The organism is Pseudomonas sp. Seg1 (assembly GCF_018326005.1).
Lineage (GTDB): Bacteria > Pseudomonadota > Gammaproteobacteria > Pseudomonadales > Pseudomonadaceae > Aquipseudomonas.
In genome coordinates this window covers 3,841,660-3,862,219 of record NZ_AP021903.1, presented here as the reverse complement: position 1 = coordinate 3,862,219, position 20,560 = coordinate 3,841,660, and the positions used below count along the sequence as shown (strand labels likewise).

Annotated in this window: 23 protein-coding genes and 1 pseudogene; 16 read left to right on the top strand and 8 right to left on the bottom strand. The window is 56.9% G+C overall.

Features of this window, described 5'->3' with window-relative positions:
* Positions 1-243 precede the first annotated feature (243 nt).
* Positions 244-558, bottom strand: a complete 315-nt coding sequence (locus tag KI231_RS17205; protein WP_102902194.1) for a hypothetical protein — start codon at positions 556-558, stop codon at positions 244-246.
* A gap of 207 nt (positions 559-765) precedes the next feature.
* Here KI231_RS17205 and KI231_RS17200 point away from each other — a divergent pair, with 207 nt between their 5' ends.
* From KI231_RS17200 to KI231_RS17190, 3 genes are read left to right on the top strand one after another with little or no spacing between them, the layout of a single operon-like run.
* Positions 766-1,431: a secretin and TonB N-terminal domain-containing protein gene (locus KI231_RS17200; protein WP_212809204.1), complete on the top strand. Its 666-nt coding sequence runs from the start codon at positions 766-768 to the stop codon at positions 1,429-1,431.
* Positions 1,428-1,979 carry an RNA polymerase sigma factor gene (locus KI231_RS17195; RefSeq protein WP_103307404.1) on the top strand — a complete coding sequence of 184 codons (552 nt, stop codon included), beginning with the start codon at positions 1,428-1,430 and terminating at the stop codon, positions 1,977-1,979. Before KI231_RS17200 ends, KI231_RS17195 begins: the two co-directional genes overlap by 4 nt.
* Before the next feature lie 31 nt (positions 1,980-2,010).
* On the top strand, positions 2,011-2,949 hold the full coding sequence (locus KI231_RS17190; RefSeq protein ID WP_103307403.1) for a FecR family protein: 939 nt from the start codon (positions 2,011-2,013) through the stop codon (positions 2,947-2,949).
* Between the two features lie 1,076 nt (positions 2,950-4,025).
* Here the strand turns inward: KI231_RS17190 and KI231_RS17185 are convergent.
* The gene (locus KI231_RS17185) at positions 4,026-4,634 is read right to left on the bottom strand and encodes a type II secretion system protein GspJ (RefSeq protein WP_212809203.1); all 609 of its coding nucleotides are present in this window, start codon (positions 4,632-4,634) and stop codon (positions 4,026-4,028) included.
* Positions 4,631-5,077 (bottom strand): GspH/FimT family pseudopilin, encoded by a 447-nt coding sequence (locus tag KI231_RS17180; RefSeq protein WP_212809202.1) that lies wholly within the window; start codon positions 5,075-5,077, stop codon positions 4,631-4,633. The genes KI231_RS17185 and KI231_RS17180 overlap by 4 nt, the downstream gene beginning before the upstream one ends.
* A 120-nt stretch (positions 5,078-5,197) precedes the next feature.
* On the opposite strand from KI231_RS17180, the pseudogene KI231_RS17175 reads away from it, so the two are divergent.
* The 3 genes and pseudogenes from KI231_RS17175 (at position 5,198) to thcA (ending at position 7,494) form a co-directional block, all read left to right on the top strand.
* Positions 5,198-5,628 (top strand): annotated as a pseudogene (locus KI231_RS17175) (type II secretion system protein N).
* A gap of 138 nt (positions 5,629-5,766) precedes the next feature.
* Positions 5,767-6,906, top strand: coding sequence for a Thoeris type III anti-phage system protein ThcB4 (thcB4, locus tag KI231_RS17170; RefSeq protein WP_212809201.1), 1,140 nt, complete (start codon positions 5,767-5,769; stop codon positions 6,904-6,906).
* 3 nt (positions 6,907-6,909) lie between these two features.
* Entirely contained in the window at positions 6,910-7,494 is a 585-nt protein-coding gene (thcA, locus tag KI231_RS17165) for a Thoeris type III anti-phage system protein ThcA (protein WP_212809200.1), read from the top strand.
* A gap of 142 nt (positions 7,495-7,636) precedes the next feature.
* Here thcA and KI231_RS17160 read toward each other — a convergent pair whose 3' ends face one another.
* From KI231_RS17160 to KI231_RS17145, 4 genes are read right to left on the bottom strand one after another with little or no spacing between them, the layout of a single operon-like run.
* Positions 7,637-8,302, bottom strand: a complete 666-nt coding sequence (locus KI231_RS17160) for a uracil-DNA glycosylase (RefSeq protein ID WP_212809199.1) — start codon at positions 8,300-8,302, stop codon at positions 7,637-7,639.
* Positions 8,299-9,435: a nucleoside triphosphate pyrophosphohydrolase family protein gene (locus KI231_RS17155; RefSeq protein WP_212809198.1), complete on the bottom strand. Its 1,137-nt coding sequence runs from the start codon at positions 9,433-9,435 to the stop codon at positions 8,299-8,301. The genes KI231_RS17160 and KI231_RS17155 overlap by 4 nt, the downstream gene beginning before the upstream one ends.
* A 3-nt stretch (positions 9,436-9,438) precedes the next feature.
* Positions 9,439-10,071, bottom strand: a complete 633-nt coding sequence (locus KI231_RS17150; protein ID WP_249412048.1) for an Nmad2 family putative nucleotide modification protein — start codon at positions 10,069-10,071, stop codon at positions 9,439-9,441.
* Positions 10,065-10,529: a TIR domain-containing protein gene (locus KI231_RS17145; protein WP_249412047.1), complete on the bottom strand. Its 465-nt coding sequence runs from the start codon at positions 10,527-10,529 to the stop codon at positions 10,065-10,067. Before KI231_RS17145 ends, KI231_RS17150 begins: the two co-directional genes overlap by 7 nt.
* A 626-nt stretch (positions 10,530-11,155) precedes the next feature.
* Between KI231_RS17145 and KI231_RS17140 the strand changes: the two genes are divergently transcribed.
* The 5 genes from KI231_RS17140 to KI231_RS17120 all read left to right on the top strand — a co-directional run bounded on the left by KI231_RS17140 (position 11,156) and on the right by KI231_RS17120 (position 14,231).
* The gene (locus KI231_RS17140; RefSeq protein WP_103302434.1) at positions 11,156-11,515 is read left to right on the top strand and encodes a DUF6124 family protein; all 360 of its coding nucleotides are present in this window, start codon (positions 11,156-11,158) and stop codon (positions 11,513-11,515) included.
* A 227-nt stretch (positions 11,516-11,742) separates the two neighbouring features.
* Positions 11,743-12,030, top strand: a complete 288-nt coding sequence (locus KI231_RS17135) for a hypothetical protein (RefSeq protein WP_212809196.1) — start codon at positions 11,743-11,745, stop codon at positions 12,028-12,030.
* Positions 12,031-12,501: 471 nt separating this feature from the next.
* Positions 12,502-12,861 (top strand): DUF6124 family protein, encoded by a 360-nt coding sequence (locus tag KI231_RS17130; protein WP_103302429.1) that lies wholly within the window; start codon positions 12,502-12,504, stop codon positions 12,859-12,861.
* Positions 12,862-13,101: 240 nt separating this feature from the next.
* Positions 13,102-13,605 (top strand): hypothetical protein, encoded by a 504-nt coding sequence (locus tag KI231_RS17125; protein WP_212809195.1) that lies wholly within the window; start codon positions 13,102-13,104, stop codon positions 13,603-13,605.
* Positions 13,606-13,706: 101 nt separating this feature from the next.
* Positions 13,707-14,231 (top strand): phospholipase D family nuclease, encoded by a 525-nt coding sequence (locus KI231_RS17120; RefSeq protein WP_212809194.1) that lies wholly within the window; start codon positions 13,707-13,709, stop codon positions 14,229-14,231.
* 265 nt (positions 14,232-14,496) lie between these two features.
* Here the strand turns inward: KI231_RS17120 and gspI are convergent, their stop codons facing one another.
* Positions 14,497-14,871, bottom strand: coding sequence for a type II secretion system minor pseudopilin GspI (gene gspI / locus KI231_RS17115; RefSeq protein WP_212809193.1), 375 nt, complete (start codon positions 14,869-14,871; stop codon positions 14,497-14,499).
* Between the two features lie 147 nt (positions 14,872-15,018).
* On the opposite strand from gspI, the gene gspG reads away from it, so the two are divergent.
* The 5 genes from gspG to gspD are packed head-to-tail and all read left to right on the top strand — an operon-like array spanning position 15,019 to position 20,539.
* Positions 15,019-15,477 (top strand): type II secretion system major pseudopilin GspG, encoded by a 459-nt coding sequence (gene gspG, locus KI231_RS17110; RefSeq protein WP_038368790.1) that lies wholly within the window; start codon positions 15,019-15,021, stop codon positions 15,475-15,477.
* An 8-nt stretch (positions 15,478-15,485) separates the two neighbouring features.
* Positions 15,486-16,445: a type II secretion system minor pseudopilin GspK gene (gspK, locus tag KI231_RS17105; protein ID WP_212809192.1), complete on the top strand. Its 960-nt coding sequence runs from the start codon at positions 15,486-15,488 to the stop codon at positions 16,443-16,445.
* A complete protein-coding gene (gene gspL / locus KI231_RS17100; protein ID WP_212809191.1) occupies positions 16,442-17,620 on the top strand; it encodes a type II secretion system protein GspL in 1,179 nt (392 codons plus the stop codon). Before gspK ends, gspL begins: the two co-directional genes overlap by 4 nt.
* A complete protein-coding gene (gene gspM / locus KI231_RS17095) occupies positions 17,613-18,161 on the top strand; it encodes a type II secretion system protein GspM (protein ID WP_212809190.1) in 549 nt (182 codons plus the stop codon). Before gspL ends, gspM begins: the two co-directional genes overlap by 8 nt.
* Positions 18,158-20,539 carry a type II secretion system secretin GspD gene (gspD, locus tag KI231_RS17090; RefSeq protein ID WP_212809189.1) on the top strand — a complete coding sequence of 794 codons (2,382 nt, stop codon included), beginning with the start codon at positions 18,158-18,160 and terminating at the stop codon, positions 20,537-20,539. The genes gspM and gspD overlap by 4 nt, the downstream gene beginning before the upstream one ends.
* Positions 20,540-20,560: the final 21 nt, after the last annotated feature.

Sequence of the window (20,560 nt, the reverse complement as noted above, 5' to 3'; positions counted from 1 at the left end):
CGTGGGAATGCCGCAACGGACGCTCTGCGTTCGGCTCTGAATGGGACGCGGAGCGTCCCGGGCTGCGTGCCCACGCGGAGCGTGGGAACGATCGGTAAACCCCAAGCGATTGAACACCACATGATCGTTCCCACGCTCTGCGTGGGAATGCCTCAACGGACGCTCTGCGTTCGGCTCTGGATGGGACGCAGAGCGTCCCGGGCTGCGTGCCCACGCGGAGCGTGGGAACGATCAAGATCAAAATCATTGCGGTGGGCGTTGTGGTTTTACTGAGGTGCCGAAGGTGTTGCCCATTCTTGTACTGGTCGCCGCCGGCGTCGCGAGACCAACCTGATTCGGCGGCCGTTTATTCACCGGCACATTCAGTGCTTCCTGATTCTTCTCCGCCGCCGCAGCGCCTTCCGGGTTGTTGCCCATCTGCTGGCTCAAGCAGTCGTAATTCGGCGCCTTGTAACCGCCGACCGTCACTTCCACACAACCCAACGGCTGCTCGGCATAAGCGCTCGACAGCGCCATCAACAGCAGCCCGCCAAGGCTCAATCGCCACAGTGTATTCATGCTCGCCTCCTGGCCGGCCCGGAGGGGCCGCGCTATGGCTTGAGTCTAGTGCAAGCCATGCGCAATTCCCGTGATGGTTTTTTTGCACCGCCCGTCACACCAGATTCATAAACAGCCCTCAGGATGACGATTTTCAAGGATTCGTCAGCCGTGCAGCGAGGCAGTTCCGGAGACGGTTTTCAGCGTTCAACGAGGCTTGTGCGCCGGATGTGTCTGGGGTGGCTGCTTGGCTGTGCGGCGGGCCACGCGATGGCCGACGCGGTGCCGGCGGACTTGCGCATGACGCTGCATATTCCGGCACAGGATCTGGCCCGAGCGCTGGATCAGTACAGCCACGCCACTGGCGTTGCGGTGCTGGTCGACAGTCAGTTGAGTCGCGGTCGTCGCTCGCTGGCGGTGGACGGTGAATACACCGCCGCCGATGCCCTGCGTCGATTGCTCGGCGGCAGTGGTTTGATGGCGCGGTATGCCCGGGACGATGCATTTACGTTGCAAGTGGCGCAGGTCGAAGACGTGCCGGCGCCGCCACAAAAACAGACGCCCGAGAGCGTCGCGGTCAACCGCAGTTACGCCACGGCGGTGCAGGCTGCCATCGAGCGCAACCTGTGCCGTTCGCCGCTGACCCGTCCGGGCAGTTATCGCGCGGTGTTGCAGGTGTGGGTCGGCCGCGACGGCGTGGTGCAGCACAACCGGTTGGTCACTTCGACCGGTGATGTACGGCGCGACAACGCGCTGGTGGAGAGTTTTCGCAATCTCAGGATCGACCGGCCGACGCCCAGCGCTTTGCGTCAGCCGGTCACATTGCTGTTGTTACCGGAGTCGTCAGGGAAACGCATGGAATGCACCAAATGGGAAGGAGTTTCCGGGGGATGAAAGACACCGGACAAGGTTCGATGGTCCAACTGTTCCTGACGTCCTACGAGGACTTTCGGGTGCGCCTGCGCAGGCGTCTCGGTTCGGAAGATCTGGCCAACGACGTGCTGCACGAAACCTACCTGCGGGTCGACCGCATGGAGACGCCGCCGAACGTCCTGCGACCCAATGCCTACCTCTATCGCATGGCCCTGAACATCGCCGCCGACCGCCGTCAGGCCGATGCGCGGCTACTCACTGGCGAGGAAGTCGAGGAGCTGCTGCAAATGGGTGACGAAGCGCTGGACCCGGCGCGGGTAGTGGGCGGGCAAAAGGAAATCCAGTCGTTGCTCAGCGCCCTCTACGAACTGCCCGCACGCCGTCGCAAGATCTTCATTGCGGCGCGTCTGGAAGAGGCGCCGCACCTGGAAATTTCCCAGCGTTTCGGCATTTCTACGCGCATGGTTGAAAAGGAAATCAAAGCCGCATTGGGCTTCTGCGCCGCGAAACTGGAAAGAAAAGTGTTTCAGCGGTTCGGTCGCGGGGCCGGAAAACCGTCTTCTGAATAGTGCCCGATCAATTCGTTGAGAATCTGCGCGTTTGAACATCTTTCGACTGACACCTGCCGAGCCATCGGCGGCCGACAATCTGCACAGCGAAGCCCGCGACTGGCTGGTCCTGCTGACCTCCGGCCGCGCCACCGTGGCCGACGCCCGCGCCCTGCGCGAATGGTGCGCACAGAGCGCCGAGCATGCGCAGGCTTTCGAGCAGGCCAAGGTGTTGTGGCACAACCTGCAGCCCGCCGCCGAAGGATTGCAGGCACCGCGTGGGTTTGGTCGTCGTGCCTTTCTCGGTGGGGCGATTGCCGCGTCGGCGGCGTTTTTGCTGGTGCGCGGGACGATTCCTGGTGGCTTCGAAGGGCTGGGTGCGGACTTCATTACTGAAGTCGGCCAGCAGCGGCGTTTCGAACCGGCGCAGGGGGTGAGTCTGGAGTTGAACACGCAGACGCGGATCAATCAGCGTGCAGTGTCTGACGGTGTGCAGGGTTTTGAGTTGGTCAGTGGTGAAGTTGAAGTGCAGACGGCGCGGTTGCCGCTGGCGATGCAGGCTGGGGGAGGGTGGTTGCGTGCCAGTCAGGGGCGTTTCAACCTGCGTAATACCGATCAGCAAGTCTGCGTGACCTGCCTCGATGGCGCGGTTGAAGTGGATGTTGAAGGTCGTAGTCTGCGTCTTGAGCCGGGTCAGCAGGTGACTTATGACGCGGGGCAGGTTGGCAGTGTGCAGAGTGTCGATACGGCGGCGGTGATGAACTGGCGGCAGCAAGTGTTGGTGTTTAACGGCGCTACGCTGAGTCAGATGATTGATGAGATCAACCGGTATCGACCGGGGATGTTGTTGCTGCTCAACCGTGAGCTTGGGCAGCGGCGGGTGCAGGCGCGGTTCAGCCTTGACCAACTTGCTGGCGTTGCATTGCTGATTCGGGATGCCTACGGGGTCAAATGCACCGAGTTGCCGGGTGGCGTTGTGGTTTTGAGCTAGTGGGTTTGACTGGGTACATATCCGTTGCTGCGGTAACGGCTGCTTAGGGTTCCGCCCTTACGGCGGGTCACCTTTTCCAAACGCCGAAAAGGTAACCCAAAAGGCTTGCTCCTACGTGCGGCCCGCTCGCTGAGGCTCGGGGTTCCTTCGCTCCGGGATCCATCCGGGGGCATCGCCTCCGGTTTGCTTCGCTGCACCTCCTCTCGATGCATTTGGCTGCGCCAAACGGTCGCTGCGCTCCCACCCCCGGATGAATCCCTCCACTCAGCCTTCCGACGTCGCCCGTGGATCAAGATCAAAAGCTGCAGCCGAGCTAACGCTCATCCTTTGAGTGGTGCGGCATTCGCCGCGTGCGGGTGGTACATATCACCCCTGTAGGAGCTGCCGAAGGCTGCGATCTTTTGATCTTGCTGTTGCTTTTGTGTGGGAGCGAGCCTGCTCGCGAAGGCGGCCATCCAGCCAACCAATCTCTTGCTGATGTACCCGATCCAACTGTAGGAGCGAGCCTGCTCGCGATGACGACCTCACAGCCAACCAATCCCCCAACTGACTTCACCCAATCCCTGTGGGAGCTGGCTTGCCAGCGATGACGGCCTGCCAGCCAACCAATCTCTTGCTGATGCACCCGATCCAACTGTAGGAGCGAGCCTGCTCGCGATGACGACCTCACAGCCAACCATTCCCCAACTGACCTCACCCAATCCCTGTGGGATCTGGCTTGCCAGCGATGACGGCCAGCCAGCCAGCCAATCTCTTGCTGATGCACCCGATCCAACTGTAGGAGTGAGCCTGCTCGCGATGACGACCTCACAGCCAACCAATCCCCACTGAACTCACCCAATCCCTGTGGAGCTGGCTTGCCAGCGATGACGGCCTGCCAGCCAACCAATCTCTTGCTGATGTACCCGATCCAACTGTAGGAGTGAGCCTGCTCGCGATGACGACCTCACAGCCAACCAATCCCACTGACCTCACCCAATCCCTGTGGGAGCTGGCTTGCCAGCGATGACGGCCTACCAGCCAACCAATCCACAACTGACTCCACCCATTCCCACATTTTATTCATGGCCCGCAAATCACTCCAACGGCCCAATCACCTGCCGATACTTCTCCACCCCCTGCGCCGTCCCCCGACTCAACCGAATCTCCAACCCCAACGGATCCTCCCGCCGATTCCCACTCAACTGCCGCCACCCCTTATCCACCTCCCAAAGCCGCACCTGCACATCACTGACCTCCTGCAACACCGCCACCCCATTCCCAGGCGCCGGCAACGGATACCGACTCCGCGCCTCAGCCACCGCCCGATACAACGTGTCGCCCTTGACCCACCACCGCACCCGCTGCAAAGCCCCCGGCTGATCCGCCGCCGTGCGAATAATGTCCATCCGAAAACCCTTACTGTCGCTACTGCGCACAGTCAGAGCGGCCGGCGCGCTCGGCGGCTCATCATCCACCCCAACCTTCTTCGGCTCAGTCAACTCAACCCCCGCCCGCATCTCCACATCCCGCTGCAACTGATTCAGCGCCCGCAACAAACCGTCACTCTGCTCACTGCTGGCCTGCAAATGACTGTCCGCCCGCGTCACACTGTCCAGCCCCCGCCAGGCAATCAAACTCACCACCGCCATCAACAAAATCGCGACCATCACCTCAATCAACGTAAACCCTTGCTGGCGCTTCATTGCAGGCTGATCCTTCCACTGCCATCACGCAACACACTCAAGCGATTCATCCCATCCGACAACGTCAATTGCAGCGGCGGATTGATCCACTCAGCGTTCAGCACAACCCGCTGTTTCGGCTCCACCCGCACCTCCACCTTCGGACTCTGCCAGGCACGCGGCCGCAACTGCGGATCCTGCGCGAAATGATCAAACCCCTTGCCACTGTCACTGTGCCGACTAAACCGAAACCCCTTGGCATCACTCACCCACACGATCGGCCGACCATCCGCGCGCGCCTCCGCCTGCGCCACCTGCAGCAACTGCGCCACACGCTCGGCATCCTTGCGCAGCAACTGCAACGGATCAGGCTTGATACTCAAGCTGATCGCCGCACTGGCGATGCCGATGATCACCAGCACCACCATCAACTCGATCAGCGTAAAACCCTCTTGCCTGTTCATCGCGCGCGCGCTCCTTTGCGTCCTGCGCCATCGTGCACGGCCAACATGTAAGGCGTGTGAAATAAAACGGAGAGAATTGCCGCGTAGGCTGACAGCAGGGACAAAAAGGAGATTCAACCCATGACCTTCACCGCACGCTTTTCCCCACCCCAAATGGTCCAGGCACTCGCGCTGCTCGCAGCGCTGGTCGGCGTGGCGACATGGTCGTCGCTGCTGCTGACCACCGCCGAATCCCACACCCCGCCGGCAGCCCCGCAATTGCTCGCGGCGCGCAGTGATAGCCCGGCGTTGCAATGGTTTTCCAATCAAACGGCGCCGGTGGATATCAAGGTGAGCGGGGTGATGGCGGGGAGTCGGGGCGCGGTGGCGATACTGAGCCTGAACGATGGGCCGCCGAGGAGTTTTTTGCAGGGGGAGAAGGTTGGGCCTGGGGTGAAGCTGGTGGCGGTGGAGGGGGATGGGGTGGTGATTGAGCAGGGGGGGAGAGGGTGCGGTTGGGGGTTGAGAGGTTGGGGGAGGGGGTGGTGTTGCCGAAACTGACTCGGCCATGATTTTTTAGTTGAAATTAATTGCGGTTGGACAGGTAATAATTCGGGTCGATTCAGCCTGCTTGCCGATTTTCTATTTCTTTGTTCATATGGCTACGTATTTCGACCAACAACGTTGCCGCTGAAATCACAAGGAAGAGCATGGCCCTCTATCAACTCGCAGTGCTTGGCTCACCCACGTCCACCCAGATTTCTGAGCTTGAAGAAATCGTCGCATCTGCTGTCGGCATGTTCAATCTACGACTAGGGCAGGAAGTTGGATGGGAGATATGCCCGGATGCGTTCAATACTGACCAACAGTGTTCATCTGCAGCGGTCTTTTTCGGTGGCTCGAATCCTCCCCTCGGCAATATTGCGAAGCTGCTGGAACGAGGCATCCCGATTCTCCCAATAGCGTCCAACGTTGAGCGAGTGAGCGCTGAGATTCCTGAGTTACTGCGTCCCATCAACTGTTTAGCCTATAACCCAAACGGGTTACAACGGATCGCCACCGCATTACTTGAGTGTGCGGGGTTACTACCTCGTCAGCGCCGAGTATTTGTAAGCTACCGCCGTAACGAGGCCCGTGAGGCAGCATTACAACTTTTCGATGCACTGTCCGCTCGATTATTCGATGTATTTCTCGATACGCATGGTATTGCACCAGCTGAGGACTTTCAGACGATGCTATGGCATCGACTTTGCGATTCCGACGTTCTGGTGATGCTTGACACACCTGGCTATTTTGAAAGCCGATGGACTAGCGCAGAGTTTGGACGCGCTCTGGCTAAAGGTATTAGCGTTTTAAGGGTAGGTTGGCCCGATTGCACGCCATCTTTGCGAACATCCACTGCCAGTCGCACAGAGTTGTTAGCTGAAGAAGTTGATGATGCTACAGGACGCCTCGCAGAAAGTGCTGTGGAGCGAATCTGCTTACAGATTGAAGAGGTTCGCAGTCAGAGCCATGCCGTGCGCTCCGTAAATCTAGTGAGCAATTTGCGTAACGCTATTCAAACGATTGGCGGACAGTTCATCGGAGTTGGCCCTAATAAGGCGGTCTATATCAAACTTCCAGACGGACGAAATGTTGTCGTTTACCCTACAGTAGGTGTTCCAACGTCGACTACGTTGCACGACGCGTCCAGTAATTCCCCAGATCAATCAGTTGCCGTTGTATACGATCATGTTGGTTTACACCCCCGATGGCAGGGGCATTTAGACTGGCTTGGACAGCACATTCGCTCTGCGCGATGGGTCAAAGCTAGCGAATCCGGGTGGCAATTTGCGGACTGGGAGGTCTAAACCGTGGGCGCAATTTTTCTTTCAGCCAGCGTTCCACTTGTGGACCGCGGCTCGTATCACGAAACCGCCAATCCATTCTTAATCCAATGTGCTGTAAGAGAACTCGTTATTTCAGTAATACGTCAACATAAGATTGTTTGGGGAGGGCATCCCGCTATTACTCCCATGATTTGGAGCATATGCGAAGATTTGGGCGTTGATTATTCTGATACGGTGATCCTGTATCAGAGTAGATTCTTTGAAGATCGCTATCCGGAAGAAAATGATCACTTTCAAAATGTTGTTTTTACCGACGCAAAACCCGAGGGGATAGATGCGAGTCTTCTGCTAATGCGAGAAAAAATGCTGTCGCGCGATGACCTAGTTGCGGCTGTCTTTATTGGCGGCATGGAAGGAGTGGAAAGTGAGTTTGAACTCTTCAGAAAATTCCATCCTACAGCTAAAGTTTTACCCATACCATCCCCTGGCGGGGCTGCTTTGGATTTAGCAAAGAATCACGGTTATTTTTCAGGTGCTGATCTTAATAATGTGGACTTTGCGCAAATTTTTCACACGCATTTGGATAAAGTTCAAAGCGATGCGGATTGAAGTTTTAAAAAAGATTGGGAGGATGGTGGAAAACCGTCCTCCAATTTGCGCATCAAAAATTCGGCAGAGATCTTTGAATATAGAGATTCACGACCAAAAATTTTGGGCAAAGTAAATAGCTGTTTTAAATAATCAAACTTCATCAAAACAATGAGCCGTTACTCCTCATGGATGGCCCGTAAAGTTCTGAAATTTGTTTCTGGAATTGCGTTTGCCCTCCATAGCTGGGATGCCTCACGCAGATCACCGGTACCGAATCAGTAATGCGATTTGCCGCAGCTGCAGCATCGTTGCCTATCGCCACAATCCGAGAAGGCCGAAGCAATTTGATGAGCTGCTGGAGAAGCTCTTCGCCTGCTCGCCTTTCACGAGCGTTGTGCTGTCTGTTTGTGAACGGATCTCCTGCTTTATGCGGATGAAGAGGAAAGACATTCCATAGAAAGATGCGAGCGTCAATCTGTTCAAGCATGCCCCATATGACTGCAGCTGTCCGTTCGGCCACAGCATTGCCTATAGTCGGTCGCTCAGGAAGCAGTTCAAGATTCCAGCGTCGGGCGTGTTCACTAATGTGAACATCGTCAGTTAGGGCTAATCCGGTACGGCGCCCTCCGCGATATCCGAGGTCTCTTCCGATCCATATGGCGTCAACGGGTTCCTCAACTGCACGACTCAATACCGCGGACAGCGTGATAGCACGGCGACGTGGTGCATCACGTCTATCATGAATTTCACAACGATCCGAATACGGATTGAAGCAATCTTCAAACTGCAGAGACGCAACTGCACCTACAAATGGGTGGATCTTCATTTTTCAGACTCAAGCGGCATGTATGTGATGGTGCGTTCATTTCGGTTTCCAATGATCCAACCACCTTGGTTCGCCTTAAGCTGGCGAAACACAGTATAACCATCCAGAATTGCCCTTTCCCAGAGCTTCAGCGGGCATTTCTCCACTTCATAACCAGTCACGAATTCGCCAATTGTCTTGAGAAGACCAAGTGATACCTTGTCTTGTTCGGCAAAAAAATTCAGTTCCTTCGCTCTAGAGAATATCCATGCTGAAACACCTTCTTCCACCACGATGGCTCGACCATTGTCCTGCTCTTCATCATACTTCGGATTACTCTTTCGTTTGTGCTTGATCAGTGCTCGGGTTACAGGTGACCAGTGCAGGATTGCAGCATAAGCAAAGTGAAAGACATCATGGAAGCGGTAACCGTCACGATCAGCAATGTTGTCACTTAGAGGATCTCCAATGAATACCTCCTTCCATTGGAGGTAACTTTTTCCACTTCCTCGCTGATTCACTCGTATTTTGAAGTTTCTAGGAAGTTGTTCTTCGATTCCAAAATCGCAGTCGAAATCAAGGTCAACTAAATCTAGTGCGTCGGGTTCTAAAAATGCACCGCGAGCCTTCCTGAGATTGCCGCGAGCGACCTCCGAAAATGCAAGTTTGGCCGCGTGCATAGAGTCTAGAAAGGCCCGCGCGAAAGTAGTCAAGTCGTGACGGGTAGGAGTACCTCCCAGTAACGCCGCAGCCGATTGCCCAAGGCAAATCAATGTGTCATCGAGAGAAATAGCAGAATCAACAGGCACAGCTATATAGGCCAACGCACCTTCAGCTACATCACTTGCGGCCCCTACATTCCGGAAATGTCCATGATTCGCTGCTTCCGAAAATATATCTTCAAGAGGAATCTGCAGGCGCCTGCAGAGCGCAGCTAAATACCAAAGCGTATCGCCAAACTCTTCTTCTGCTGCCTTTTTGAAACCAGGGTAAGCCGTCCCCTCTCGAACACTTTTTTTGGCCGTAGCCATTATTCCACCGACTTCCCCGTATAGACCCTGAAGAATAGGATTAAAGTCGCTTGGGTCAAGCACGTCTGTATCTGCAATTTCTGCAGCGTAATCCGAGAGCAATAGAGATCCTTCTTTTTTCATCGGTTACCTGCGAATAGTCAGCCATTCGAATGGAGCGCCCTGATAACCATGGACGCCAAAACTACGAACCCATTTTTCAAGATTTGCAATTAGTTGTACATCATCAAAAGTGGTAAGCCCGATGCCTTGTTTACACAACTCGCGACCTTGTTGGTCTTTCAGGTTGTTGGGAAACTCAGGGCCACTTCCTCCAAAGTATACAAAGTCCTCACTAATTAGCACTCTGTTGACACCCGAGTCACGGGCCACGTGATCCGGGTTGACCGAACCATCTGGCAGGGAGTGAAATGAATCTCGCTGCTGCCAATCGGTCCCAACCGCTGCCCGGAAATATATGTTGTCTCCGCAGCTTTGTTTTCGACTGCCATTGCGGAAGGGCTTTTTTGATTCAAATCGAGGGTCTAAACAATATTCATCAAATGTCATTGCCTCAGTTACACGCATTGCGTAAACGAGATGCCCACCAAGTCGGACATTTCGATCATTACTGCCGCTACCGATTACCCAATCACCAATTTGAGCTCCTTGACGGATTTTTGGCTTGCAGGTTGCGAGTGTGCAGTAGTTGTAGAATGGATTGGGAGCGAATCCACTGTCATATCGCACAACATAAGAATAAATACGAGGCATCAGCATGGATGCCTCTTCAATGGCACTGGCTCGCACGCATTCCCATCAGGTTTTTCCCAAGAATCCTTCCCGTTGATAGCATCAATGATGGCATCTCCATTCCATCCAACTAGTGCGTCGGCATACTCTGTAAGAGCGCTAGGGAGGTCGCACTCTTTTTCGCCATGCTCCCAAATACCTACAATACGCTTGCCTTGTTTGGCAGCATATTCGATTTCCCAGTTAACCCAATCACTGTTCTTTGTCTGGGGGGAAACGTAGCAAATAAATATACCCGCCCAGTTGATAGCGGGAGCAAGGATCTGCGTCTTTATATAGTGCTCGTCCGTAGCATTATTGAATTTCCCTGTATGGATGGAGGAGTCTCTTACCTCCATTCCTTTTGGAGCTAGCAAATCCTTGAGTTTCTGTAGTCCATGATCGTCCTTGTGAACATGGCTGATAAAAACGTTCCTTTTCTCCACCACCGGTCACCTCTATTCGCTTCGCATAGTTTGTGCGCCTATTGGTTCCAATCCTCGTCCGTGGCGCCACGAAAGAAATGTAGCGCTAATAATGCCATTTGGCCATAGCGCAGATGCATAGAGCTTTGGAAACGTGACAGACCGATATTTTTACCGTGTAGGTCAATCGATATGTGGTTCTCCCGCCACGCAGCAATAGCGTTGTTTCGAGGTTTAGCTGGGGGTTAAGGGGATGAATCTATTAAGGAGGCGTGATGCAATGAGGCCTCGATAAACACCAATGTTTAAAAAGACATCTCCAAACACTCTTCCAGGCTACACATCCTTGCGCCATTGCCTACAGCTACGCCAGAATCCGCCGGCTTGTGCGCTCTTGGGTCGGATTCTATTGTGGTCCGCTCGCTGACGAATCAGCGATCGGGTTTGGTAGCCCGGTTTTGACTTGGCGCAGAGCGTCACCCGATACAGGCCTTTTTGGGGCTGTGTATTTATGGTGGCCATGCGCAGGGCGTCTTCGGGCGCGCCGGTTCTCCAAGTCACCGGTCTACCAACCTTCGTATGGCCACCACCCCTTCGTTTGGTAGCGAAAGATGATGGCTCCTTTTCTATGATTTGGAGATTCACTCATGATCAAACCAACACCCAACCCGCCCGAAACCGACTCGGTTTCTCCCTACGAATCCCTCGACTCAAAAAAACTCCACGAAGCCGCCGACCGCGCTCTCGACCATTACCTCTGTCCACCCGGTTCCACGCCGCCCCCACGTAGAATCCGCGGGATGTATGCCGTGACTGCGGACAACAAAAACGAAGAGCTGCTGATCGATGCCAGTGAAACACTTGCTTCGGCCAAAACCATCGCGCAGGACTGCGCCAGTCTGTTGCCAGCGGCGCAGCGTCGGGCGTTGTTGGGGATTGCGCAGTTGATCATGCTCGGGGAGCTGGCGGTGAATCGGGCGCTGGATAATCTGCAATTGGCGGATTGATGCGGGTGTCAGGATCACCTGGTGATTGATCAGGTGTCCATTCTTGCGCTTTCGCGAGCAGGCTCACTCCTACAGGGTTTTATGTCGATCACAGATATTGTGTAGGGTGCTGATACCTGTGGGAGTTGGGCTAGCAGTGAAAAATGGCGACTGATTCATTTTCTGAAAAAACAATTAGCCTTCTTTCCTGCCAAGACCCAACTACTTCTACCTCCGGCGCCGCAAGAATGAAAAAGCTTTTAATCGCAGTAATCCTCGCCGTGATAACGATGCTCTACGTCGGTTACTACGAAGCCCTTGAGGATGGTGACATCGAGACGATTGTCTTCATCAAGAGGCACCCCGCGTTTCAGATGAAGTTCTACAACATCCACGCAAACGACGGTGAGATCAGGAAGGTAGAGCGCCTGACGGCAGAGGAGCGGGGGAGGATTATCGACTACTGCCGGTACCGCTTGGGAATTGATACAGACCTGAAAACCCAGGATGACGTTGAGATGTGCCGGAAAAAATAGAGCTGTTCATTTGGCCGAGGTTGTCAGTTACGACTGGCAATCTCGGCCATTTTCTTTTGTCTGTTGGGACAACGGAACGAATCTGTTGAGGGATCCGAGACGGAATGAGGGGCCCCCATAAACACCAATGTTTAAAAGACATCTTCAAACACTCTCTCAGGCTACAAATCCTTGCGCCTTTGCCTACAGCTACGCCAGAATCCGCCGGCTTGTGCGCCTTGGAGGCGGGTTCTATTGTGGTGCGGTCGCTGGTGAATCAGCGATCGGGTTTAGCGACTCGACTTATAAATAGGTGCATCAGCGTTCCATGCTTTGTCGCAGATTCAATGTCTGCAACTCCGCTATGGTGGCTGTATGCGGGAGACCCTTGGGTCTGCCGGGTGCCTATAACCGGTTCGCTAACCTGCGTACAGCCGCCACCTTTCTGTTTAGCGACAGTTATGGCGGCTCCACTCTAATAGGAGCTTCACCATGATCAAACCAACACCCAACCCGCCCGAAACCGACTCGGTTTCGCCGTACGAATCCCTCGATTCCAGAAAACTCCACGAAGCCGCCGACCGCGCGCTCGACCATTACCTCTGCCCACCCGGCTCCACGCCGCCGCCTCGGAAAACCCGTGGGATGTATGCCGTGACTGCGGACAACAAAAACGAAGAGCTGCTGATCGATGCCAGTGAAACACTCGCTTCGGCCAAAACCATTGCGCAGGACTGCGCCAGTCTGTTGCCGGCGGCGCAGCGTCGGGCGTTGTTGGGGATTGCGCAGTTGATCATGCTTGGCGAGCTGGCGGTGAATCGGGCGCTGGATAATCTGCAATTGGCGGATTGATGCAGGTGTCGGGTACATCTGGTGATTGATTGGGTGTCCGTTCTGGCGCCTTCGCGAGCAGGCTCACTCCTACAGGGTTTTGGGTTGGTCACGGATAGTGTGTCTGGGTGCTGAAACCTGTGGGAGTTGGCTTGAGCGCGATGGCGGCCCGACAGCCTGGATATTTGCCTTTAAGCAGAGGGACGCTCGCCCATGCTAAATTTCGCGAAATCAAATAGTTGAAAATAGAGTTCGAACGCTATGTTGACCCTTCTCAAGGGAGAGAATCAGGGCTTGAAGGTCAAACCTCGCTGGCCATCCTCTGAAGTACTGATTGAACAAAATGTCTTCCTTAAATTGATTGAAGCTCAGTCGAAGCTTCCCCCGTCAGTTCAACTACTGCTCGTTCGGGGTTATGAAAATAAAAGCAGTCAGCTGGGGTTGTTCAGGTTCCTGTCGAGGTGGCTGGGCATCCGGTTGTTTTGCGCTTGCTACCCAGGCCGAAAAGACGAAGTGAGCGATATATTCGGCTCCAATGGGCATGACGTGGATGGCTCTCATGTGGATGTTTCGATCATTCTGAATGGAAAGAGACTGCGATTTTTGCCGTTGGGAGTATTTACATCGCCGAGCCTTCAACACAGCAGGGCGGCTGAACATCTCGGCGTTCTCAACGAGGTCAAGGCTGCGCTGATGCAGTGCGGCTTCAAGATTCACCGCAACCCGACAGAGAGCATGCAGATACATTGCGACTTTGCAGGATAGTTGCTGGTTCTGTTGCTGATCTTTTCCGAGAAGAGGTAGCTCAGATGGGCTGGCATCCTGCAATTAAAACGTCCCGCCTGGTCAACTCAAGGTCTTCAAACATGACTAGATTGCAATGCGCCGCGCTGGCGATCTTGCTCAGTATTGCGGCCATATCCCATGCCGAACCAAGCGTGCAGGTCGGTTTTTCCCCGGAAGGTTCGGCGCGAAAGCTGGTTTTGGAAACCATCGGGTCTGCGCAGCACAGCATTCAAATGCTCGCCTATGCGTTCCAGGCTCCCGATATCGTGCAGGCTTTGATTGATGCGAAGAAGCGTGGGGTGGAGGTGCGCATAGTGGTCGATAAAAAGCGAAATCTGGGCAAGTCCAGTAAGACGGCGATGGACCTTGTGGTTTTGAACGGCGTGCAGCTGCGTACCAATGAACATTTCCATCTTCATCACGACAAAACCATCATCGTCGACGGTAATACGGTCGAAACAGGTTCGTTCAATTTCGCTCCGTCCGCCGAAAAGGCTAACTCGGAAAATGTGGTTGTGATTCGAGATATGGCGGAGGTTTCGCGTCAATACATCGCGCATTGGCAATCACGCTGGGAGCTTGGTGTACCTTATCCGCAACGCTGACGGGCATATGAATGTCTGGCAGGGATGGCAGGTTAGTCAGTCATCGGGCGGAAGCCGATATTCGACCGATTGCCGTGTTCGGTTATAGGGAGTGCTGGCGGTGAATCGGGTGTTAGATAATTTGTAATTGACGGGGTGATGCGCGTGTCGGGGTCACCTGGTGATTGATGGGTGTCTGTTCTGGCGCCTTCGAGGGCAAGCCCGCTCCCACAGCGTTCTTTGGTGAGTGCAAAATCTGCAAACACCACAAAACCTGCGGCAGCTCCTACAGGGGGCGGTTTAGTAGGGTTTCGAGTTTTGCCAGGGGCGGCGCATCCTGGCTGCGGTCGAATACTTGAATGCCGATCTTCAGCAACCGCCCATTCTCTGCCGCTGCGATTACCTGTTCGCAGCGCAACAACAACCGCCCCTGATCGCAATCCAGCGCTTTCATACCCATCGGCAACTTGCCTTCCAGTCGCAACTCCGCCATCCGACTCTGCGCCGCAATCATCGCCACCGACCGATCCCGCAGAATCCCGCTGCTCTGCGTCATCAACCCCGCCACGCGCACAGCCGCCGACATCGCCACAGCAATAATCGCCAGCGCCACCAGCACCTCAATCAACGTGAAACCTTCTTCCCGCGAACGCGCACGCATAACTGGCCCAAAACCCAAACCCAGCACTCGACGCTAACCCGCGTCCTTGACGGCTTGACGACGAAAACACCCGAGGATTTTCAACATCCCTGACATATCTTCTTGCAACACTGCGCGTCGAATCGAATCAAGCCAGGGAATGTCGAGATGGATATCGCACCTTTCAAATCGCTTCAGCAACCGATGCGCACGCCGCGTGGGCAGCAGGGTTTTACCCTGATCGAGATCATGGTGGTCGTGGTGATTCTGGGGATTCTCGCGGCGATGGTGGTGCCCAAGGTGCTCGACCGGCCGGATCAGGCGCGGGCGACGGCGGCGAAGCAGGACATTGGTGGGTTGATGCAGGCGTTGAAGTTGTATCGCCTCGACCACGGCACTTATCCGAGCATGAACCAGGGCCTGAAGGTGTTGGTGGAGCGGCCGGCGGATGCGAAGAACAGCAATTGGCGCTCGTACCTGGAGCGCTTGCCGAACGATCCTTGGGGGCGTCCTTATCAGTACCTCAACCCCGGCGCCAATGGCGAGATCGACATCTTTTCCCTCGGTGCCGACGGTCAGCCTGACGGCGACGGCGTGAATGCCGATATCGGTTCCTGGCAGTTGTAAGGCCGGCCATGAACAGCCGCTCGCCTGAGGGGGCGAAGCAACAGGGCATGGCGATTATCAGCGCGTTGTTGATTGCCGCCGTGGTGGCGGTGATTGCGGCGGGCATGTTGACGCGCCAGAGCGTGTCGACCCGTGCGCTGGAGGCGGATCAGCAGCGTGTGCAGGGGCGTTGGGTGGTGCAGGGCGGGTTGGAGATCAGCCGGCAATTGCTCTGGGATGAACGTCAGCGCGACCCGTTGACCCGGCTCGATCAGCCGTGGGCGCAGCGTCTCTCCGCGCAAGGTTTTGAGGGGCGACTGGAGGATGAGCAGGGCAAGTTCAACTTGCGCAATCTGGTGGCCAACGAGCGGGTCGATGAAGCGCAGGTCGCGGCGTTTCAGCGCTTGTGCGAGTTGATCGGGGTCAGTGCCGGGTTGAGTCAGCGCATCAGTCAGCGGGTGATTGCTTCGTACCCGCGACTGTTGAATCCGCAGATTGCCGAGGCGCCGAAAAGTGGTTTCGACAGTGGTCGCGCGACCTCTCCAAACGCTTCACGCAAACCGCAGAATCCGACGTTGCCAATGCTGCGCAGCATCGATGATTTGCGCAGTGTCGACGGCGTTAATGAGGCGCTGATCGGCAAACTGGCGCCGTACCTGACGGTGATTCCCGCGACGACTTGGCTCAATGGCAACACTGCCACTGCGCCGGTTTTAGCTGCTTATGTGCCGGGGCTGTCGTTGGAGCGTGCGCAGGCATTGATCAATGAGCGTGATGCCGGACGCTGGTTTATCAACCGGGGCGATTTCGTTAACCGTTTGCGCATGCCGCAACTGGAGCTGACCAGCGTCAAGGTTGGCATCACCAGTGACTGGTTTCGCCTGCGTGGCGAGGCGCGGCGCGATCAGCGGCGGGTCAGTCTTGAGGCGTTGCTGCATCGCAGCCAGGACCGCTTGCCGCAAGTGATCTGGTCGCGGGTGGGCGTATGAGCCAGTTGAAGGTGGCGTTGCCGCCCTTGGCGGAACTGGATCTGCACAGTCAATTGCACTGCGCCTGGCTGGATCGTCAGGGCCAGGTCACGCGGGAGGAACGCCACAGTTTGAGCCAGTTGAGTCAGCAGTCGAAAGTGCCGCCGCTGGTGTGTTTTCTGCACCCGGCCGACAGCCTGTTGGCGAGTCTCGATTTGCCGCCGCTGCCTGCGAACAAGATCGTCGCGGCGGTACAGTGTGCGGCGCAGGCCTTGATGCTGGGCGACAGCAGCGAGATGCACATTGCGCACAGCGCGCGGGACGAGGCCGGGCAGGTGCAGATCGCCTGGGCGCCTCGGCAGCACTTGTTGCGTTTTGGCCAGTTGCTCAAAAGCGCTGGGCTGAACCTGCGCGGTCTCTACCCGGCGCCTTACAGTTTGCCGGTGCTGCCCGGCACGGTGGCGTGCGTGCAGGATGGGCATTTGTTGCTGCGCGACAGCGTGCAAGTGGCGCGGGTGCAGCCGTTGTTCGATGACGGCCTCGACGGTGTCGTATGGGAACCGGGCGTCACTTTGCATTGGATCGGCGATCAACCGCCGCCGGGCGCCGAATTGCCGATGGCCGATGCGCAGCGCTGGACCGGGCCGCTACCCGGTTGGGGATTGCATGGCGCAGTCCAGCAGCAACAAACCGAGCATCGTGGCTGGGGCAGGGCGATCGCTCTGTCAGCGTTGGCCGTGGCGGTGTGGGTGATCGGTTTGAACCTGTATGCCGCCCGCGAAGCCGGGCAGGGTCAGCAATTGAAAAGCCAGATGAACCTGCGGGTAAAGCAGGCGTTCCCTGAGTTGCCGGTGATCCTCAACCCGTTGCAACAGGCCCGTCAGCAACTGGCGGCGCGGCAGAAGAGCACGGCGGATGATCCGGCGCAGACTTTCAATCGTCTGGTGTTGCAGGCCGGCAGCGGCATGCCGTCGATGGCGGGCAGTGTCGAGCGGCTGACATTTGTCGACGGCACCTTGCAACTGAGTCTGCTCAGTGAAGCCCGTCGTGGCGGCAATGATCAGGACTGGCAAAGCACCTTGGCCCAGGCCGGTATCAGCGTGACGGCAGATGAGGAGGGTTGGACCTTGCGTCCGGCCACTGAAGCCACCCCAAGCGACAGCGATGACAGCGGCGGAGCAGAAGAAGATGAATAGGGCCTCGCTCGCGCTGTACCGCGCCAAGTGGCAGCGCGTTAACACTCAGTTGCAGGCCCGTTGGCAGCCGTTGGCGTTGCGCGAAAAAAGCATGGTTGCCGGCATGGCCATAGCGCTGCTCGGCCTGCTGCTATGGGTCGCGCTGATCCAGCCGCCGCTGAAGAAAATCACTTATTGGGAAACCGAAACGCCAAAGCTGCGCGCCCAGACCGAAGCGCTGGAAGTGCTGCTGCGCGAAGTCAGCGTGCGCCCGGACGGGCAAACCGTGGCGCAGTCGCTGGAGCAGACCCTGCAGGCCAGCGGCCTCGCCGGGCACTATCAATTGCAGGCCGGGGAGGCCGGTGCCTGGCTGCTGACCTTCGACGCGGCACCGGCCGACGCCGTGCTCGACTGGCTGTTGAGCAACCCGGCACAACTTTCTCTGCAAGTGGTCGAGGCCCGTTTGCAACGCGCAGACAACCCCTCGACCGAAGTCACTGCCGGCACTTTGTCAGGCACCGTTCGCATGGATCAGGCGCTGGGCGCTAAGGAAGCTTCATGAAGGGGTCAGGATCCAAACCGGCACGTCTGGCGTTGCCGATGTTGCTGATGGCGTTGAGCGCGTGCAGCAACACCACCACACCACAGAATCAGCCGCCGTTGCTGGTCGACAGTGAGCTGGGCCGGCCGCTGGCCAACACCCAGCGCAGCGGCGACGCGGTGCTCGACCGCGAGCGCGCACAGGCGCAGGCGCGACCTGTGCCGAAGCAATTGCACAACATCAGCAAGCGTGCGCGCAGCGGCGCGGCGGCGTCGGGTATTGCGTTGCCGAGCAATCCTTTGGGCGATCAACCGGTGACGCTGAATTTTGTCGACGCCGATATTCAAGCGGTGGTGCGGGCGCTGTCGCGTTCGACCGGGCAGCAGTTTCTGGTCGACCCTCGGGTCAAGGGCACGTTGACGCTGGTCTCGGAAGGTCAGGTGCCGGCGCGGCAGGCTTACGACATGCTGCTAGCGGCGTTGCGTATGCAGGGTTTCAGCGTCGTTGATGTCGGCGGCGTGGCGCAGGTGGTGCCGGAGGCGGATGCGAAGTTGTTGGGTGGGCCAATTTACAGCGCTGACAAACCGGCGGGTAACGGCATGCTCACCCGTACGTTTCGTTTGCAATACGAGAACGCGGTGAACCTTATTCCGGTGCTGCGCCCGATTGTTTCGCCGAACAATCCGATCAACGCCTATCCGGGCAATAACACCATCGTCATCACCGATTACGCGGACAACCTGACCCGCGTGGCGCAGTTGATTGCGAGCATTGATTCGCCGAGTGCGATTGACACGGATGTGGTGCAGATCCAGAACGGTATCGCTGCCGACATTGCGCCGATGGTGGCGGATTTGCTCGATGCGCCGGGCAATGATCCGACGCAGAAAATCGCGGTGATTGGTGATCCACGTTCCAACACCATCATCATTCGCGCCGGCAGTCCGGAGCGTACCGAGTTGGCGCGTAACCTGATCTACAAACTCGACAATGCGCAGAGCAATCCAAGCAATTTGCATGTGGTTTATTTGCGCAACGCGCAAGCGGCGAAACTGGCGCAGGCATTGCGCGGTTTGCTCACGGGCGAGAGCGACAGCGGCACCAGCGACAGTGCGCGTTCGGTGCTCAGTGCCATGGGTGCGAGCACTGGCGGCAATGCTGGGCAGAACGGCCAGAGTGGTGCGCAAAGCAGCGGCACGACATCGACCAGCAATAGCAGCGGAAGTACCGGTGGCAGTTACGCCCAAGGCAGTGGCGGCACCAGCAGCGGCGCTAATCAGGCCAGCGAGCAGAACGTCGCCTTCAGTGCCGGTGGCGTGACCATTCAGGCCGACGCCACCACCAACACTTTGTTGATTTCCGCGCCGGAACCGCTGTATCGCAACCTGCGCGAAGTCATCGATCTGCTTGACCAACGGCGTGCGCAAGTGGTGATCGAAAGCCTGATCGTCGAAGTCGGCGAGGACGATGCCAGTGAGTTCGGCGTGCAATGGCAGACCGGCAACCTCGGCGGTAATGGCGTGATCGGTGGCGCGAATCTGGGGGGTTCGGGGATCAATCTCAGTGGCAAAACCAGCCTCGACGTGCTGCCGCAAGGCTTGAACCTCGGTTACGTCAACGGCACGGTGGATATCCCCGGCATCGGCAAGATTCTTGACCTGAAAGTGCTGGCCCGGGCTTTGAAGAGCAAGGGCGGCACCAACGTGCTGTCGACGCCGAACCTGCTGACGCTGGACAACGAAGCGGCGAGTATTTTTGTTGGCCAGACCATTCCGTTTGTCAGCGGCAGTTATGTTACGGGCGGCGGGGGCACCAGCAATAACCCGTTCCAGACGGTGACCCGTGAAGAGGTTGGCTTGAAGCTCAATGTGCGCCCGCAGATCTCCGAGGGCGGCACGGTGAAGCTCGATATCTACCAGGAAGTCAGCAGCATTGATGAGCGTGCCTCCAGCAGCGCAAAAGCTGCGGGCATCGTCACCAACAAACGCGCAATCGATACCAGCATCCTGCTCGATGACGGCCAGATCATGGTGCTCGGCGGCTTGCTCCAGGACGGTTACAGCCAGAGCAATGACGCGGTGCCATGGTTATCGACGATCCCCGGCTTCGGCGCATTGTTTCGCAATGAACGCCGGGCGATCACCAAGACCAACCTGATGGTGTTCCTGCGCCCGTACATCATTCGCGACAGCGAGGCGGGGCGCAGCATCACCCTAAATCGCTACGACTTCATGCGCCGGGCGCAGGGTGGTTTGCAGCCGGAACGCAGCTGGGCGATGCCGGACATGCAGGCGCCGCAGTTGCCGGCGGCGGCGCAGGGTGTGCCGGCGGTGGGGCCGAGTTCGGGGCCGCGAGCAACCATCAAAGCCGTGCCTATTGAAGGGAGCACACGCTTTTGAAACCTGCCCTCAATGTGAGTG